Genomic DNA, 16,068 nt, shown 5'->3' on the forward strand with positions numbered 1-16,068 from the left:
GGGTCCGGGCGCCGGCGCAGGCGCTGATCGACGATCCTTTCCGCCCCGCGGACTGGGTCGCGACGCTGGGTTTCACCAGCGTCGACTGCGCCATCGTCGACATGTTCACCCGCCCGATGCTGAGCCTGGCGCTGACCGGCAACTCGTTCTACGAGCTCGACGAGGGCGGCAGCCGACAGCGTGCCGACTTCGACGTCCTGCCAGTCGAATTCATCGCCGACGCCATCTCCACCATCGGTGCGGAGGTGCTCGACGGTTTCGAGACCTATTACGTCATGAGCCCTGCCGGGGCGGCAACGGCCTCGCTGCTGCCGCTGATCCACAACTACCAGCGGCCGGAACACCCGATCGGTGATCGTCAATACCTGACCGATCTGGAGTTGCTCGGGCTGATCTAGTTTCCCTGGCGGGCTGACCGTCCTACCGTGAAACCCATGCCCGAAACCATCGATGTCGCCCATCCACCGGAAGCGCTGCTCAAGGTCGTCAACCCCACGCTGCGGTTCGCGCTGCGTACACCCCTGGGTGGCGCGCTCAAACAGTTCATGCTCGTCAGCTTCACCGGACGCAAGACTGGCCGCCGCTTCACCGTGCCCGTCAGTGCCCACCATCTCGACGGTGACCTCTACGTCATTCTCGAGGCGGGCTGGAAGCACAACTTCCGCGACGGAGCCACCGCCGAGGTCACCCACAACGGCAAGACGACACGGATGCACGGTCAGCTCATCACCGACCCCGCGGCCGTCGCAGACATCGTGCACCGCATCGCAGCGTCCTACGGCGTCAAGAAGGCCCAACAGAGCATGGGCCTGAAGTTCGGCGGCGACACCGTCCCCACGAGAGAGGAGTTCCAGTCGGCAGCAACGCGTCTCGGCATCGCCGCCATCCGGCTCACCCCGGCGACGTAGCGCAGCTTCTCTCTGGCCGTCAAGCCAGGAGGCCGGAACCTGTCCACATAGTCGTCAGCAGGCGTCCGGCGCCGAGTCGTAGGTGTTGATGGCCTCAACCTTGCTTGCCGACGCACTCTGCGGATCGAACTCGTAGCCGAGCCACTCCCGGGCGAGCCGGCGGGCCAGCTCCAGTCCGATCACGCGCTGGCCGAAGCAGAGCACCTGCGCATTGTTGGACAGTACCGAACGCTCGACGGAGAAGCCGTCGTGCGCGGTGACCGCCCGGATGCCCGGCACCTTGTTGGCACTGATCGCCACGCCCAGTCCGGTGCCACACACCAGCAGCGCACGATCGGCCTTGCCCTCGGCCACCACGCGCGCCGCCGCGACCGCGACATGGGGATACGCGGTGTTCTCGTCCGTGCCGACGCCGACGTCTATCACGTCGGCGACCCGGTCGTCGGCCTGCAGATCACCTTTGAGGGCTTCCTTGTACTCGTATCCGGCGTCGTCGGAGCCGACGACGATGCGCAGTCCTTGACCAGAACCTGAGGCCATCTCGGTCACTTCCCTTTCGCGATGAGGCTGTCGGCGACGGTGCTCGCGCACATCGCCAGTGAGGTGGCGCCGGCGTCGGGAGTGCCGATGCTGCGCTCGGCGAGCGGCCGTGCCCGGCCGACCTTGGGCCGCAGATCCGCCGTGGCTTTCGCGGCGTCGGTGGCGACGTCGGCTGCTGCCCGCCACGCGTCCTGCAGTTCCTGCCCGTCGGTCACCCGGCGCTGCAGCTCGTCCACGAACGGCAGCAGCGCGTCGAGCATCGTCTTGTCTCCCGGGGCGGCGCCCCCGAGGCTGACCAACGCGTCGTACCCGTCCCGCATTCCGGCGGCCACGGTCACCGGGTCGGGTCGGCCGGTGTCACCGAGCCGGGTGCCGAGCGCGGACAGCAGAGCGCCCCACAGCACGCCGGACGTCCCGCCTGCCTTGGCCGCCCATTCTTTGCCCGCCTCGGTGAGCACCGAGCCCTGTCCACCGCCTGCGGCCACCGCCTTGTCCGCGGCCTGTGACGCCGCCGCCGAGCCCTTGACCATGCCGCGGCCGTGGTCACCGTCCCCGGCCACGGCGTCGATGCGGCCCAGCTCATCCTCCGCGTCGGCCAGCATCGCCGCCATCGCGCTCAGAGCGCGGGCCACCACCTGGGCCCCGCGGCGTCCGTCGTCGTCGGAGCGCTCGGCCAGGTCCGGGGTCTGTGCTGCGGACTGCAGTTCGGCCTCGGTGCGGAGTTCGCCTGCGGCGCCGGTGATCTCGCCGGCTGCCGCACCTTTGCGGTATGCCGGTGTGTCGGCAGGCGAGGTCCAGTACCGCTCGAGTTCGTCGTCGAGCCACATCAGGGTCAGCGAGCAGCCCGCCATGTCCAGGCTGGTGACCAGCTCGCCGACCTCGGGTTCGACGATTTCGTAGCCACGGTCGCGCAGCAGCCGGGCGACCGTGCCCCACACGACGAAGAGCTCTTCGTACTTGGTGCGTCCGAGCCCGTTGAGGATCACCGCGATTCGCTTCGATTCGGTGTCCGGATGGTCGGCGAGGACCCCGTCGACCAGCGTCTCGGCCAGCGCAGCCGCGGTGGGCATGGGCTCGTCGGCGACGCCCGGCTCACCGTGGATGCCGAGCCCGACGCCCATCTTGCCCTCGGGGACGGTGAACAGCCGATGGTCCGCCCCGGGCATCGTGCAGCCGTCGAACGCCACCCCGAGCGTGCGGGTCGCGGCGTTGGCCGCCTCGGCGACCCGGACCACGCCCGCGAGATCGAGCCCGTCCTCGGCTGCTGCGCCGGCACACTTGAACACCGTGAAATCGCCTGCGATGCCGCGTCTTTTCGACTCTTCACCTTTGGGGGCGCTGGCGATGTCGTCGGTGACGGCGAAGTAGTGCGCGTCGATGCCCTCGCTACGCAGTTGAGTGACGGCGAGGCCGAAGTTCATCACATCGCCCGCATAGTTGCCGGTGGTGAGCAGCACCCCGGCGTCACCGTGCGCCGCCCGGGCCACAGAGGCGGCCTCCTCCGCCGATGGCGAGGTGAAGATGTTGCCGACCACCGCGCCGTCGGCGAACCCGAAACCGACCGTCCCGCAGAAGGCGGGATAGTGGCCGGAACCGCCGCCGATGACGACGGCCACCTTCCCCGGTCGGGTGCGGTGCGCGCGGACCACACCGCCGGGCACCCCGACGACATAGCGCGCGTTGGCGTCCAGGAAGCCGTTCAGCATGTCCTCGGTGAAGCGGGCAGGGTCGTTGTAGAGCTTGGTCATCGCAGCCGCTGTCCGGTGTCGGTGTCGAACAGGTACACCCGCTCGGCGGGAGCGGTCACCGACACCTCCTGCTCGGGTTCGTAGTCCTGCTCGGCGGGGGTCTGCACGACGATGCCCTCCTCGATACCGGCCACCGTGCTGGTGGCCAGGCCGAATTCCAGCAGGTGCTCGAAGTACGCGACGGTCGCCGCGACACCACCGGAGCTTACGGTCCCCCGGGCGGCGAGCCCGCAGTCCTGCGGCCGGATTCCCACCGTGACCCGCGTCCCGTCGGCCACGTCCGTGGCCGTGGTGTCCAGGGCGCCCGCCCCCGAGCCGACCTCGACCCGCACCCGGTCCCCGTCGCGGCGGACGACTCCGGACAGGACATTGATCTGCGGTTCACCGACGAACTCGGCGACGAACAGATTCGCCGGGTCGTCGAACACCTCGTCGGGGGTGCCGAACTGCTGGACCACGCCACCGTCCATGACGGCCAGCCGGTCGGCCAGCGAGAGGGCTTCGACCTGGTCGTGGGTGACCACGATGGTGGTGTAGCCGAATTCGCGCTGCAGCACCTTCAATTCGCGTCGGACACGGTTGCGTGCGGACGCATCCAGGTGGCTCAGGGGTTCGTCGAGCAGCAGCACCGGCGGATTGCGCACGAGCGCCCGGGCCAACGCGACGCGCTGCTTCTGACCGCTGGACAGCCCCGCCGGCCGCAGGTCCATGAGGTCGTTCATCTCGAGCCGATCGGTGATCGAGGCCACCATTTTCTCCGCACCTTTGACCTTGCGGGCCTTCAGGCCGTACAGCAGGTTGTCGCGGACCGACATCGGCGGGTACAGCGCGTAGCTCTCGAAGCCGACGCCGATGCCGCGTTTGGCCGCGGGCAGCTGGGAGATCTCGCGGTCACCGATCTTGATGGATCCGCTGGTGACCGTTTCCAGCCCCGCGATCATGCGCAGCGTGGTCGTCTTGCCGCAGCCGGACGGGCCCAGCAGCGCGACCAGTTCGCCCGGCTCGATGTCGAGGTTGATGCCCTTGACGGCGGTGACGGTGTCCCTCCCGCGCGACGCATACGTCTTGACGAGGTCGCGCAGTGTCAGGCTCTGTGCGCTTTGCCGGGTGGTCTTGTCGATCGTGACGCTCACTGAACCGCCTCCAGGGTCTCGTCGCTCAGCCGGCTGGTGTCCCCGTCGCCCGGCCCGAACACGTGCACGTCGGATTCGGCGATCCGCAACGTCACGGTGTCTCCTTCGCCGACACCGTGCCGGCCCGAGGTCAGCGCGATCAGCTGGGAGCCGCCGACGTCGACGGTCAGCTCGATGTTGCGGCCCAACCGCTCGGCCAGCATCACCCGGCCACGTAGCGAACCCTCCCGGCTGGTGACGTGAAGATCGCAGGGCCGCAAGCCGACCCGGACGCGGTCACCGCGATCGCAGCGCGCGTCAGCCGGAATCGGAACGTCCAGCGACCCGTCCCCCAGCCGGATACGGCCGTCGTCGACCACCCCGTCGAGCAGGTTGATCTCGGGTTGCCCCAGCGAGCGGGCCACGAAGGTGTCCGCGGGCCGTCGCCAGATCTCGTCGGGGGTGCCGATCTGCATGAGGCGGCCCTCGCGCATCACCGCGATCCGGTCACCCAGCGCGAGCGCCTCCTGGTAGTCGTGGGTGACGTAGACCGTCGTCGTGTTCGACATGGCGCCGAGCTGCTTGAGTTCGGCGCGCATCGACGCGCGCAGCTTGGCGTCGAGGTGGCTCAGCGGCTCGTCGAGGAGGTAGACATCGGCCGGGCGCACCAGCACGCGGCCCAATGCGACCCGCTGGCGCTGGCCGTTCGACAGCTCCCTGGGCAGCCGGTTCTTGAGCTGGTTGATGCCGAGCGTGGTGGTGACCTGATCGATCCGCTCAGCCTGATCGGCCGCAGAATACTTGCCGGTGCGCCCGGATTTCAGCGGAGAGGCCAGGTTCTCTGCCACCGTCTTCTGCGGATAGAGCGCATAACTCTCGAAGGCCATCGCGACGTTGCGGTGGTAGGGCTCCACCTGCGTCATGTCGGCTCCGCCGATCGACACCGCGCCGGAGTCGACGTCCACCAGGCCGGCGATCGACTTCAGCGTGGTTGTCTTCCCGGCTCCGCTGGGACCGAGGATGACGAAGAACTCGCCGTCGGCGATGTCGAGCGACAGACCCTCGACCGCAACCGTTTTCCCGTACGTCTTGCGGATGTTCGCAATCGATACCGTGGCCATCAGGCCTTCACCGCCCCGAATGACAGGCCCCGCACCAGATACCGCTGAATGGTCAGCGCGAGGATGAGTGGTGGCAGCGCGGCGATCAGCGCCGCGGCCGCCGTGAGGTTGTAGTACGCCTGCCCGCCGCCGCCGAGGAACTTCGTGATGGCGACGGTCACCGTGCCGGCATTGCTGTCGGCCAGGATGAGCGGGAAGACGTAGTTGTTCCAGGCGAAGATGAACGCCAGCAGCGCCGCCGCGGCGATGCCTGGCCGCACGATCGGCAGCGCGACCATCAGGAACGCGCGCCGCCGGGTGTAGCCGTCCAGCAGCGCCGCCTGTTCGAGATCTTCAGGCAGATCCTGGAAGTAGGACCGCAGGATCCACACCACCAGCGGCATGGTCACCAGCTGCAGCACCCAGATCATGCCGACCTTGGTGTCGAACAGCCCGATCTGGTTGTAGATCACGAACAACGGCACGATGACCATCAGTTCGGGCGCGAAGCGGAAGGACAACATGGTGAACATCAGGTCGTTGGAGCCCTTGTACTGCCAGCGTCCGGCCGCGTACGCGGCCGGAATGCCGATCACCAGCGACACGAGGACGGCGCCGCCGCAATTGAGCAGGCTGGTCAGCAGCGAGGCCTTGAAGTCGACGCTGGTCATCTGGGTGCCCTTGTCGGACAGCACCGTTGCGAAGTTCGACCAGGTCGGGCTGAACGAGAAGTAGGTGGTGGTCTGTTGCTCGGCGTTCTTCAGGGCCAGCATCAGCATCCAGAAGATCGGGAACAGCGAGAACAGGAACCAGAGCACCAGTCCGATGTCGGCCGCCACGGCTGAAATCGACCACCGCTTCTGGCCGGGAAGGAGCTCGGCGCGGGACAGTTTGAGTGCCATGATCTTACGACTCCGCTCCGGCAGCGCGCCGCTGCGCCTTTCCGAGCACGCTCACCAGGTAGCGCGCGGTGATGAACACGATGACCCACAGCAGCAGCATGTAGGTGCTGCCCCGCGAGTAGTCCAGGTTGATGATCGAGTCCTCGAAGGCGCCGATCTGCAGCGTGCGGGTGGCCACGCCGGGTCCGCCTGCGGTCAGGACGTAGATGTGGTCGAACACCTTGAGGTTGTCCATGAACCGGAAGATCACCGCGACGAGAATGTAGGGCCACAGCATGGGCAGCATCAGCTTGCGGAACATGTAGAACCACGAAGCTCCGTCGACTTCGGACGCCTCGAACGGCTCTCGGGGCAGCGACCGGATACCGGCCAGCACCAGGATCGCGACGAACGGCGTGAAGATCCAGATGTCGACCAGGATCACTGAGAACAGTGCGTTGGACGCCGACAGCCAGTCGAAGGTGTTCCCCAGTCCCAGAACATGATTGAGAACGCCGAACTGCGGGTTGAACATGAGCTTCCAGATCACGCCGGCGATGACCGGGGCGATCATCAGCGGCAGGATGAGCACCTTCTCGAAGATCTTGCCGATGATCGAGGACCGGTTGAGCAGCAGCGCCAGGCCGACGCCCAGCACCGTCTCGATGAAAGTGGCCAGGAGCGCGAAGGTGACGGTGACCTGAACGCTCTTCCAGAACACCTGGTCGCCGAGCACGGAAGCGAAGTTCTCGAACCAGACGAAGTGCGGATCCGGGTTCACCGCAGCGTAGTTGAGGAAGGCGTAGTACGCGCCGACCGCGAAGGGATACAGGATGCCGATCACGATCACCACGGCGGGGACCGACAGCAGGTAAGGGCGCAGCTTGCGCCGCCACGCCGGAACCTGCGGTCGGTCTGCCCGACTGGACGTGGGTGGCTGATCCGACGAGGTCGACGGAGCTTTGGAAGTCTGAGTTGTCATGAGTGCCGCGGCTCCTAGAGATTGACCTTGGACGTGTTGGTCTTGGCGAGGCTGCGCAGGCGCGTCGCCGCGTCATCTCCGCCGTAGATGTCCTGCAGCGCCACCGCCCAGTTCTGGGTGGTGTCGAAGAACTTCTTCTGCGGCGTGAACTGGATCTTCGACTCTCCGATGACGGTCTCGAACGCCTCGAGGTAGCCGAACTGGTCGGCGGCGACCCGCTTGAACGTGGTGTCGAACACCGACTTGCGCACCGGATCGGCGTACGTGCCGCCTTCGACGGCCTTGTTCATCGACTCCTTGCCGGTCGCCCACTGGATGAACAACCACGCAGGCAATTTGTTGCGCGAGTTGGCGCTCATCGCCCAACTCCACGTCCACAGGTTGGTCTTGTAGTTGCCATCCGGCCCGGCTGGTCCGGCGTACCAGGCCAGGTTGCCGGCCTCCTTGCTCGCCCCCGGCTTGTTCTTGGGGTAGGTGGCGCTGTCGGCGTCGAAGACCATCATCGCGGTGCCGTCACCCAAATCGCCGGTGGCATTGGGGTAGTCGTAGGTCGTCCAGGAGGTCGGCCCAGCCTTGTGCTGCATCTCGATCCACTTCTTCGTGAAATCGATGGCTTTGTCGCTGTCCATCTCCGCCACCAACTCGGAGCCGTTCCAGGTGTAGTCCACCGCGCCTTCGCGGGTGTACTGCGTCATGAACCCTGGGTGGATGGTGGCCCACGACTTGGATCCGCGGGTGGCGATGCCGTAGCGGTTGGCCGAGCGGTCTGTCAGATCGACGGCCAGCTGGATGAAATCGTCGAGGTTGTCGGGAAGTCTCGTGATGCCCTTCTCGTCGAAGATGCGCTTGTTGTAGGCGACCACGTTGTTCTCGAAGCCCCACGGGATCGCCCACTGCCCGCCGGTGCCCAGCGGGTGGCCCAGCGTGAAGTCCCAGCGGGTGGACGTGCGCAAGCCGTCGAAGATGTCCTCGAAGTCGTACTCCGCGCTGGTCGCCGCGCTGTTGCGCAGCCATGGGTCGAGATCCTCGATCCACCCCGGAGGGCCGTACTGCCAGATGAAGTAGGCCCCCAGCATGAAGGCGTCGTGCTTGCCGGAGCCGCCGGCCAGCTCGGTGTTGAGTTTGGTGAAGTAGTCCGCCTCCGGAACCAGGTCCACATTGACATTGATGCCGGTGAGCTCGGTGAACTCCTTGAGCAGCGGCTGGTAGGACAGCTGGTAGGGGTGCGGGGTCTGCAGGATGTTGATCGTGGATCCGGCGGCCTTGCGCCAGTCGAACCCGCCGGTGACGGCGTCGGCGCCGTTGGGCGCACTTGCCTTGCCCCCGACGCCGCACGAGCTCAGCACCGGCACGCTGGCCGCTGCCGCCCCGGCCACGCCGAGCGCCGCGAGCATCTGCCTGCGCGAGAACTGAGGTCCGCGCGCAGAGTTGGGGAAGCGACTCATCGAATGTCCTTCGTTCACGCCGGGATAAGGGAGACCTTGACCGATTCCTTGCCGCTGGCCACCAGGTCCAGCCCTTTCTGGAATTCGGCGAGCGGAAGCTGATGGGTGCAGATCTGGTCCATGGGCAGGACGCCGGATTCGATCATCTTGATCGCGGCCGGCCAGCAGTACGGTCCCAGGTGTGCACCCAGGACGTCGAGCTCCTTGTCGTCGCTGATGATGCTCCAGTCCACCGATACGTCACTGCCGAACACCCCGTACTCGACGTAGCGGCCGAGTTTGCGTAACAGGTTGAGCCCCTGCGGGACTGCCGAGGGATGCCCGGTCCCCTCCAGGTACACGTCGGCACCGTAACCGCCGGTGAGCTCCTTGACGATGGCGACGGCATCCTGCTCGGCGATGTTGATCGTGATGTCGGCGCCGCACGCCTTGGCCAGCTCGAGCTTCTCGGCCGCCATGTCCAGGGCGATCACGTGCATCGGGTTCTTGGCGCGAGCGCCGGCCACCATCCCGAGACCGATCGGGCCGCATCCGGCCACCACGACCGTGTCCTCGAACAGGATCTGTGCCCGCTCGACGGCGTGCAACGAGCACGACAGCGGTTCGGCGAAGGCTGCGTGCTGCGGTGCGATGTCACCGGAAACCTTGTGCACCAGCGCTTCTACCGGATACACCATGTAGCTGGCCATCGCCCCGGGGGTCCGCCGTTTGAAGCCGTAGAGGTCGTGCGGCTGGCACATGTGGTACTGGCCACGCTTACAGAACCGACACTTCCAGCAGGGCACGATCTGCTCGGAGACCACCCGGTCGCCGACGGCGATTCCCCACCGCTGCGCGGCCTCGTCGTCGAGTTCGACGACCCGGCCCGCGAACTCGTGGCCCGGGATCACCATCGTCTCGGCCCACGCAGGCCGGTTCTCGTCGCCCCAGAACTTCGCCGCGCCATGGTAGCACTTGAGGTCGCTGGCACAGATGCCGACCGCCTCGACCTTGATCAAGGCCTCGCCGGGCCCGCGCCGCGGTACGGCGACCTCTTCGAGTCGGTAGTCGTGGGGCCCGTGACAGACAACTGCCTGCATTTTCTCCGGGATCTGAGCGGCCATCGCTGGTTCCTCCATCTGTGTTCGCAGTCACAGTAGCGGAGCCCGTGCACATCTGTCCAGAACGTCTGTTCAGGAAAATTCTTTTCAGAGCAGATGTTCGATGTCATACTCTGTGCCATGCCCCGGCCGGCTCAGTCCACCCCCTCCGCTGCGAAAACAGATGGCGTGGCGGCCGACGGCGAAGGCAGTCACTTCTCCCCCTCGTTGCTCTACACCGCCGCGCGGCTGTACTACGAGGACGACGCGACCCAGGCCGAGATCGCGACGCAACTCGGAACCAGCCGGGCGACGGTCAGCCGATTGCTCGCCGAGGCCAAACGTCAGGGCATCGTGCGGATCGAGGTCGTCGCACCGGCCGACGCCCAGCCCAAGGAGCTGGCCGACCGGCTGGCGCGCGCACTCAACCTGAACACCGTGTACCTGTCGCCCCCGATGCCGGCGCCCGGACCGGGCCGTAGCGTGGTCGACGTGATGGGGCGGGTGCTGGCACCCGCGACGGCCCGCGCTCTCAGTGAAGCGGGCCTGCTGCCCGGGGATGTCCTGCTGGTCTCTTCGGGACGGACGGTCTACGAACTGGCCCAGTACGAGCTCACCCCGCTACCCGGGGTCGTGGTGGCACCGACGGTCGGCGGCAACGACCAGCCCTACGAGTGGTACCAGACCAACGAGATCACCCGGCTCGTCGCCAATCGGGTCGGCGGACGCGCGAATTACCTTTTCGCACCGGCGCTTCCGGGCCCGGCCCTGTACCAGTCACTTCTCGAGGACCCCAGCATCCAACGTGTCCTGCACCAGTGGCCACGTGCCCGCTGCGCGCTCATGGGTGTCGGCGCCCCTCCTCTGACCCGCTCCGACATCCCGCAGTTCGTACCCACCGACTCGACCTCGCTTCGCTCCGCGGTGGGCGATGTGTGCTCCCGCTTCTACGACCGCAACGGCGACCCGGTCGCGTTCGAAGGTATGGAGCGGTTGATCGCACTGGAACTGGAAGCGCTGCAGCATATTCCGGTGACGATCGCGGTGGCTGTGGGCAAGGACAAGGTCGATTCGATCACCGCGGGGGCGCGCGGCGGCTACTTCAACCGGCTCGTCACCGATCCCGCCACCGCAGAGGCACTGCTCAACGAGATCAACTCGACCGAGGAGGGTTCGTGACGACTGCGGCCGCTGCCAGGTATGCCGGCGTGCAACGACTGGATGGCAAGCGCGCGTTGGTTACCGGCGCGAGCAAGGGCATCGGCGCCGACATCGCCCGCGCGTTCGCCTCGGCCGGTGCGCACCTGGTGCTCAGCGGGCGCGATCAGGACGAACTCAACCGCGCGGGTCAGGCGCTGCACGACGAGTTCGGTATCCGAACGTTCGCGGCCGCTGTCGATCTGGCCGATCGGGACGGTCCGGCGACCCTCGCCCGGATGGCCGCAGACGCGTTCGGCGGCCTGGACATCCTGGTCAACAACGCCGGCATCTCGCACCCCGAAGCGGTCGTCGACACCCACCCGGATCTGTTCGACGCCACGATCGCGGTCAACTTGCGAGCACCTGCACTGCTCGCGGCGCGGGTGGGAGCGCACATGGTCGAGCAGGGCACCGGGGGCGCGATCGTCACCGTGGCTTCGGCGGCTGCGCTCGCCCCGCTCCCCGACCACTACGCCTACTGCGCATCCAAGGCGGGACTGGTGATGGCGACCAAGGTCCTCGCGCGCGAGCTGGGCCCGCACGGGATCCGCGCCAACTCGGTGTGCCCGACGGTGGTGCTCACCGAGATGGGGCAACGGGTGTGGGGCGAACCCGCCAAGGCAGCCCCGATGCTCAACCGGATCCCTCTGGGCCGCTTCGCCGTTCCCCACGAGGTTTCCGACGCGGTGGTGTTCCTGTCGTCAGACGCCGCCAGCATGATCAACGGTGTCGAGATCGCCATCGACGGCGGCTACACGATGGGTTGACCGGTCAGATCGACTCGACGTCGGCAAGGCGATGCATCTGATCACGGGTGCTGGGATACAACTGCGCCCACGTCCGGTACAGCTGGTCATACATCGCCCGGTTGCGCGGATCGGGTGTGATTTCCCGGGCGATAGTGGCCCAGTCCGTATCGGGCGGTACTAGGCCGACGCCGACGGCGGCCAGCAGCGCGCCGCCGTAGCTCGCCCCGATCGCCTGTTCGGGCACCAGCTGTGAGCGACCGGTCACGTCGCTGACCGCCTGCGCCCAGACCGGACTTTTCAGCCCGCCGCCGACGGCGACGGTGCGGGTGCCTGAATGCGCGTCGTCGAAGCGTTCCAAAATCTGCCGGATCCCGAAGGCGATCCCTTCGTAGGCCGCCCGGAACAGGTGCCCCCTGCCGTGACGCAGGGTCAGGCCGGCCAGCAGGCCGCGAGCCTGCGGGTCGAACACCGGGGTCCGCTCACCGGCCAGGTAGGGAAGCATGAGCAGCCCTTCACTGCCCGGCGGCACAGCCAGCGCCTCGGCGGTCAGCTCGTCGAAGGAGACCCCACCGGTCAGGGCCTGAAGCCAACTGATCAGGGTTCCTGCCGTGGAGGTGCCTGCGGCCAGCGCCAGGCTGCGCGGCTCCACGCCCGCGGTCGTCCACAGCGTCGGGTCGCTGTGGTACTCGTCGATCATCTGCACCAGGAACATGGTGGAGCCGTACATCAGCATCTGGTCACCTGGCCGGCGGACACCGACCGAATAGGCCTCGGAGTAGGCGTCCACGCTGCCCGCGACCACCGGCAGCCCGGCCGGTAACCCGGTCTCGCGTGCGGCGGTCGCCGACACCTCACCGACGATCTCGCTGGGCCAGACCAGCCGCGGAAGCGGCAAATGTCCGCAGATGCGTCCGGCCCACTCGTGGTTCCAGTCGAAATCGCGGGTGGCGTAGAGCGGGTCGCACTGGCTGGCGGTGTGATGGTCCATCACGTATTCACCGGTCAGCTTGGCGGCGATGTAGGAATTGGAGCCATACCAACCCGTCGCCGTCTCGAACACCTGTGGCTCGTGGCTGCGCACCCACTCGATCTTGGGCCCGACCGCCTGGCTCGACAGCAGGGTTCCCGCCCGATCGAGGATGGCCTGTTCGCCCAGTTCCTGTGTCAGCGCGGCGATCTCGGCGTGGGCTCGGGTGTCGATGCCGTACAGTATGGCCGGCCGCAGCGGACGTAAGTCCGCGTCGCACAGCAGCAGGCAGGGGCCTACACCGCTGACACACATCGCGGCCAGCCTCGCACCGACGGGCACCTGTGCCGCCAGCGCGGCGCTGATGGCGCACACTTCCCGCCACCACACCGCTTCGGCATCCACCTCGGCCCAGCCCGGGCGGGGCAGATCCATCCCGTGCGGGACGGACTTGGACGCGATGACCGTGCCCTTAGTGTCGACCAGAACGCCCTTCGTGCTTCCCGTCCCCATGTCGATTCCGAGCAGCAAGTCCACTACTGCACCCTACGGTGCGAGCGTGGCGATTCCCCGGCAGGTGGCGGGCCGGTGGCGAGGATTCCCGGCTTCGGCTTTGCTCGGGCGGATCACCGCTGATCTACACTCACGCCGTGGACGTCACAGGAACAAGTGCAATTGTCACCGGTGGAGCATCGGGTATCGGCGCCGCGACTTCCCGGCTGCTGGCATCGAAAGGAGCCCGCGTCGTCGTAGCTGATCTGCAGGCAGAACGTGGGCAGGAGCTGGCACACGAGATCGGCGGCGTGTTTGTCAGCGTCGACGTCACCGACACCGCTCAGATCGAAGACGCGGTGAACACCGCGGTCGACCTCGGTCCGCTACGCGTGCTCGTCAACTCGGCGGGAATCGGATGGGCGCAGAGGACCATCGGTAAGGATGGCGAGTTCGCGTCGGCGCACAACCTCGACGCCTACAAGAAGGTGCTGGCCATCAACCTGGTCGGCACGTTCGACTGCATTCGGCTGGCGGCGACGGCGATGAGCCGGCTCGATCTCACCGAGTCCGGCGAACGCGGCGCCATCGTCAACATGACCAGTGTGGCGGCATTCGACGGGCAGATCGGCCAAGCCGCTTACTCGTCGTCCAAGGGCGGCGTCGTCGGGCTGACCCTGCCGGTGGCCCGCGACCTCGCCGCCGTCGGAATTCGGGTGAACACCGTGGCCCCGGGCCTGATCGACACGCCCATCTACGGCGAAGGGCCGGAGTCAGAGGCGTTCAAAGCCAAACTCGGCGAATCGGTTCTCTACCCGCGCCGGCTGGGCAAACCCGAGGAACTCGCCTCGATGGTCGTCGAGCTGATCACCAACTCGTACATGAACGCCGAAGTGGTCCGGGTCGACGGCGGAATCCGTATGCCACCCAAGTGATCCACTGACCGGCGGTGACAACCGGAAAATCCGGGATAACCTGCCAACACCGGCCAATGATGTTCTCCGGCAACGAATCGACATCGCCGCCTCGACGAATCCGGGGCCTGGCTCGAGGAACCGCAGCGCCGTTGAACGTGTCGTGAGATGGGACACGCCAGGTGTAACACCCCCGACGCGGGTGCCGATGAAGATTACCGGTGGCCGGCGGTCACAGCATCGTGAGCACTGTCGAATCGGGCGCGCGAGAACGCTCCGCACGGAGTCCGCTTCTGAGATAGTTCTGTGCAGGGGTAGGGGGAATCTATGACAGTTTGCCTGCGGACCTTGGGGCGCCTCGTCGGCGCGATGGCCCTGGCTGTGGCCGCGTTACCGATCATGATTCCCGTGGCGGGCTCGCAACCGTGCCCCGACATCGGTGTCGTGTTCGCCCGGGGCACCGCCGAGCCGCCGGGGGTCGGTGGCGTCGGCCAGAGATTCGTCGACGCACTCCGAGCGCAGGTGGTTCCCCGGACGGTGGGCGTCCACGGCGTGAACTATCCGGCGAGCAGCAACTTCACCGGTGGCTCCGTCTTCACGATGAACGTCGCCGAAGGCGTGCGCGACGAGGCCGACCATCTGCGCGGCGTGGTCTCGGCATGCCCGAACACCCACATGATTCTGGGTGGATATTCACAGGGCGCCGTTGTGACGGCGCTGACCACTTCAGGTGTGCTGCCCGCAGGCGTGCCCGCCGGAGCCGCTCCCCTTCCGATACCTGCCGACGTCGCCGACAATGTCGCCGCGGTGGTGCTGTTCGGCATGCCGGCGGGCTGGTCGGCAGTCAAGTACGGTGCCCTCGACATCGATGTCGGGCCCGCATATGCCTCCAGAGCCCTCGAGTTGTGCGCACCCGGCGACACCGTCTGCTCGGGTGCCCCGCCGTCCGGTTCCAGCGCGCCGCACCAGCAGTACGCGGTCGACGGTATGGCGGACCAGGCGGCGACGTTCGCCGTCGGTCAGTTGGCGAACCATACCCTCAATGAGCCCTTCCCCCAACTGGCACAGTGACGAACACCTAGTACCCCGCCGGGATGGCGCGACGCTGATGCCCCTCCCCGCTGTGCACAGACTCCGTCGAAACGCCAGGCAGATTCGGGTAGCGCACTACTTGCGACGACAGTGGCTTGAGCGCGGATGCTGGTCCTGGAGAGGACGGGAGAACACGCTATGCGACGGCTCGTAATCTGCTGCGACGGCACCTGGAAGCGTTCAGACGACCCGCTGGTGTCCAATATCGAGAAGATCGCCCGCGCGGTACGGACTCAAGCCACCGATGGCACAAACCAGTTGGTCTTCTCCTCCAATGGAGTGGGCACCAATGGATTCGCTGATCGTATCGTTGGCGGCGCGTTCGGGGTGGGCTTGGACAATGCCATCATCGGCGCCTACCGGTTCTTGGCTTTGAACTATCGGCCGGGCGATCAGATCTTCGTCTTCGGTTTCAGCCGTGGCGCATACACCGCGCGAAGCCTGGTCGGGATGATCGCCCGAATCGGTCTGCTGAACCCGCCGGGCGTCGTGCAAAACCGCCTGTTGAATGCAATGGAGATCTACCGTCGACGGCCTCGCGACGGCACCACCACCACCGAGATCGAGGAGTTCCGTGCCTCGACCTACCGCGGCTCCGACGAACCCGGCTTTCGCTTTCTCGGTGTCTTCGACACTGTCGGCGCGCTCGGAGCGCCGGGCCTCACGAGAAAGAAGTACAAGTTTCATGACCTGAGTTGGGTCACTTTGGTCAGTTTTGTAGGGTGGCGGTGCCTTGAGCTGGGGTGATGTCTCCGCTTAGTGCCCCTGCTAGGCACTAATTTGGGTCAGTAGGCTGCCTGGATGGTGTGGATTCGGCGGGTGCGCACGGCCTCGGGCGCGACCGCGGTCCAGATCGCCG

The 16,068-nt window shown here is 66.7% G+C and carries 14 protein-coding genes and 2 pseudogenes; 7 read left to right on the plus strand and 9 right to left on the minus strand.

Features of this window, described 5'->3' with window-relative positions; genetic code table 11:
• Positions 1-98: 98 nt before the first annotated feature.
• Both ACXMYJ_RS21970 and ACXMYJ_RS21975 read left to right on the plus strand, forming a co-directional pair.
• Positions 99-398, plus strand: a pseudogene (locus ACXMYJ_RS21970) (hypothetical protein); the annotation flags it as partial.
• Positions 399-434: 36 nt separating this feature from the next.
• Positions 435-908 carry a hypothetical protein gene (locus ACXMYJ_RS21975; protein ID WP_460358872.1) on the plus strand — a complete coding sequence of 158 codons (474 nt, stop codon included), beginning with the start codon at positions 435-437 and terminating at the stop codon, positions 906-908.
• Between the two features lie 54 nt (positions 909-962).
• Here ACXMYJ_RS21975 and ACXMYJ_RS21980 read toward each other — a convergent pair whose 3' ends face one another.
• The 8 genes from ACXMYJ_RS21980 to eltD all read right to left on the minus strand — a co-directional run bounded on the left by ACXMYJ_RS21980 (position 963) and on the right by eltD (position 9,819).
• Positions 963-1,448: a ribose-5-phosphate isomerase gene (locus ACXMYJ_RS21980; RefSeq protein ID WP_260753131.1), complete on the minus strand. Its 486-nt coding sequence runs from the start codon at positions 1,446-1,448 to the stop codon at positions 963-965.
• Between the two features lie 5 nt (positions 1,449-1,453).
• Positions 1,454-3,196: a D-erythrulose 4-kinase gene (derK, locus tag ACXMYJ_RS21985; protein ID WP_460358873.1), complete on the minus strand. Its 1,743-nt coding sequence runs from the start codon at positions 3,194-3,196 to the stop codon at positions 1,454-1,456.
• Positions 3,193-4,329, minus strand: a complete 1,137-nt coding sequence (locus ACXMYJ_RS21990) for an ABC transporter ATP-binding protein (protein ID WP_260753133.1) — start codon at positions 4,327-4,329, stop codon at positions 3,193-3,195. Before ACXMYJ_RS21990 ends, derK begins: the two co-directional genes overlap by 4 nt.
• Positions 4,326-5,429, minus strand: a complete 1,104-nt coding sequence (locus ACXMYJ_RS21995; RefSeq protein WP_460358874.1) for an ABC transporter ATP-binding protein — start codon at positions 5,427-5,429, stop codon at positions 4,326-4,328. The genes ACXMYJ_RS21990 and ACXMYJ_RS21995 overlap by 4 nt, the downstream gene beginning before the upstream one ends.
• The gene (locus ACXMYJ_RS22000) at positions 5,429-6,310 is read right to left on the minus strand and encodes a carbohydrate ABC transporter permease (RefSeq protein ID WP_260753135.1); all 882 of its coding nucleotides are present in this window, start codon (positions 6,308-6,310) and stop codon (positions 5,429-5,431) included. The genes ACXMYJ_RS21995 and ACXMYJ_RS22000 overlap by 1 nt, the downstream gene beginning before the upstream one ends.
• A 4-nt stretch (positions 6,311-6,314) precedes the next feature.
• Complete coding sequence (locus ACXMYJ_RS22005; RefSeq protein ID WP_260753137.1) at positions 6,315-7,271, minus strand: carbohydrate ABC transporter permease; 957 nt, start codon at positions 7,269-7,271, stop codon at positions 6,315-6,317.
• Between the two features lie 14 nt (positions 7,272-7,285).
• The gene (locus tag ACXMYJ_RS22010; protein WP_260758141.1) at positions 7,286-8,665 is read right to left on the minus strand and encodes an extracellular solute-binding protein; all 1,380 of its coding nucleotides are present in this window, start codon (positions 8,663-8,665) and stop codon (positions 7,286-7,288) included.
• A 65-nt stretch (positions 8,666-8,730) separates the two neighbouring features.
• Positions 8,731-9,819, minus strand: coding sequence for an erythritol/L-threitol dehyrogenase (gene eltD, locus ACXMYJ_RS22015; RefSeq protein ID WP_260753138.1), 1,089 nt, complete (start codon positions 9,817-9,819; stop codon positions 8,731-8,733).
• A gap of 117 nt (positions 9,820-9,936) precedes the next feature.
• On the opposite strand from eltD, the gene ACXMYJ_RS22020 reads away from it, so the two are divergent.
• On the plus strand, positions 9,937-10,974 hold the full coding sequence (locus ACXMYJ_RS22020; RefSeq protein WP_443189030.1) for a sugar-binding transcriptional regulator: 1,038 nt from the start codon (positions 9,937-9,939) through the stop codon (positions 10,972-10,974).
• Complete coding sequence (locus ACXMYJ_RS22025) at positions 10,971-11,762, plus strand: SDR family NAD(P)-dependent oxidoreductase (protein WP_443189029.1); 792 nt, start codon at positions 10,971-10,973, stop codon at positions 11,760-11,762. The genes ACXMYJ_RS22020 and ACXMYJ_RS22025 overlap by 4 nt, the downstream gene beginning before the upstream one ends.
• A gap of 4 nt (positions 11,763-11,766) precedes the next feature.
• Here ACXMYJ_RS22025 and ACXMYJ_RS22030 read toward each other — a convergent pair whose 3' ends face one another.
• Positions 11,767-13,248 carry an FGGY-family carbohydrate kinase gene (locus tag ACXMYJ_RS22030; RefSeq protein WP_443189028.1) on the minus strand — a complete coding sequence of 494 codons (1,482 nt, stop codon included), beginning with the start codon at positions 13,246-13,248 and terminating at the stop codon, positions 11,767-11,769.
• 113 nt (positions 13,249-13,361) lie between these two features.
• Between ACXMYJ_RS22030 and ACXMYJ_RS22035 the strand changes: the two genes are divergently transcribed.
• The 3 genes and pseudogenes from ACXMYJ_RS22035 to ACXMYJ_RS22045 form a co-directional block, all read left to right on the plus strand.
• A complete protein-coding gene (locus tag ACXMYJ_RS22035; protein ID WP_260753144.1) occupies positions 13,362-14,138 on the plus strand; it encodes an SDR family NAD(P)-dependent oxidoreductase in 777 nt (258 codons plus the stop codon).
• 306 nt (positions 14,139-14,444) lie between these two features.
• On the plus strand, positions 14,445-15,188 hold the full coding sequence (locus ACXMYJ_RS22040) for a cutinase family protein (protein ID WP_443189027.1): 744 nt from the start codon (positions 14,445-14,447) through the stop codon (positions 15,186-15,188).
• 159 nt (positions 15,189-15,347) lie between these two features.
• Positions 15,348-15,905: pseudogene (locus tag ACXMYJ_RS22045) on the plus strand (phospholipase effector Tle1 domain-containing protein); the annotation flags it as partial.
• Positions 15,906-16,068: the final 163 nt, after the last annotated feature.

This window comes from Mycobacterium sp. ZZG (assembly GCF_054786995.1).

Excerpts from the sequence above, each read along its gene's own strand:
- ACXMYJ_RS21975 (WP_460358872.1), top strand. The coding sequence starts at position 435 with ATGCCCGAAACCATCGATGTCGCCCATCCACCGGAAGCGCTGCTCAAG.
- ACXMYJ_RS21980 (WP_260753131.1), bottom strand. The coding sequence starts at position 1,448 with ATGGCCTCAGGTTCTGGTCAAGGACTGCGCATCGTCGTCGGCTCCGAC.
- derK (WP_460358873.1), bottom strand. The coding sequence starts at position 3,196 with ATGACCAAGCTCTACAACGACCCTGCCCGCTTCACCGAGGACATGCTG.
- ACXMYJ_RS21995 (WP_460358874.1), bottom strand. The coding sequence starts at position 5,429 with ATGGCCACGGTATCGATTGCGAACATCCGCAAGACGTACGGGAAAACG.
- ACXMYJ_RS22000 (WP_260753135.1), bottom strand. The coding sequence starts at position 6,310 with ATGGCACTCAAACTGTCCCGCGCCGAGCTCCTTCCCGGCCAGAAGCGG.
- ACXMYJ_RS22005 (WP_260753137.1), bottom strand. The coding sequence starts at position 7,271 with ATGACAACTCAGACTTCCAAAGCTCCGTCGACCTCGTCGGATCAGCCA.
- ACXMYJ_RS22010 (WP_260758141.1), bottom strand. The coding sequence starts at position 8,665 with ATGCTCGCGGCGCTCGGCGTGGCCGGGGCGGCAGCGGCCAGCGTGCCG.
- eltD (WP_260753138.1), bottom strand. The coding sequence starts at position 9,819 with ATGGCCGCTCAGATCCCGGAGAAAATGCAGGCAGTTGTCTGTCACGGG.
- ACXMYJ_RS22020 (WP_443189030.1), top strand. The coding sequence starts at position 9,937 with ATGCCCCGGCCGGCTCAGTCCACCCCCTCCGCTGCGAAAACAGATGGC.
- ACXMYJ_RS22040 (WP_443189027.1), top strand. The coding sequence starts at position 14,445 with ATGACAGTTTGCCTGCGGACCTTGGGGCGCCTCGTCGGCGCGATGGCC.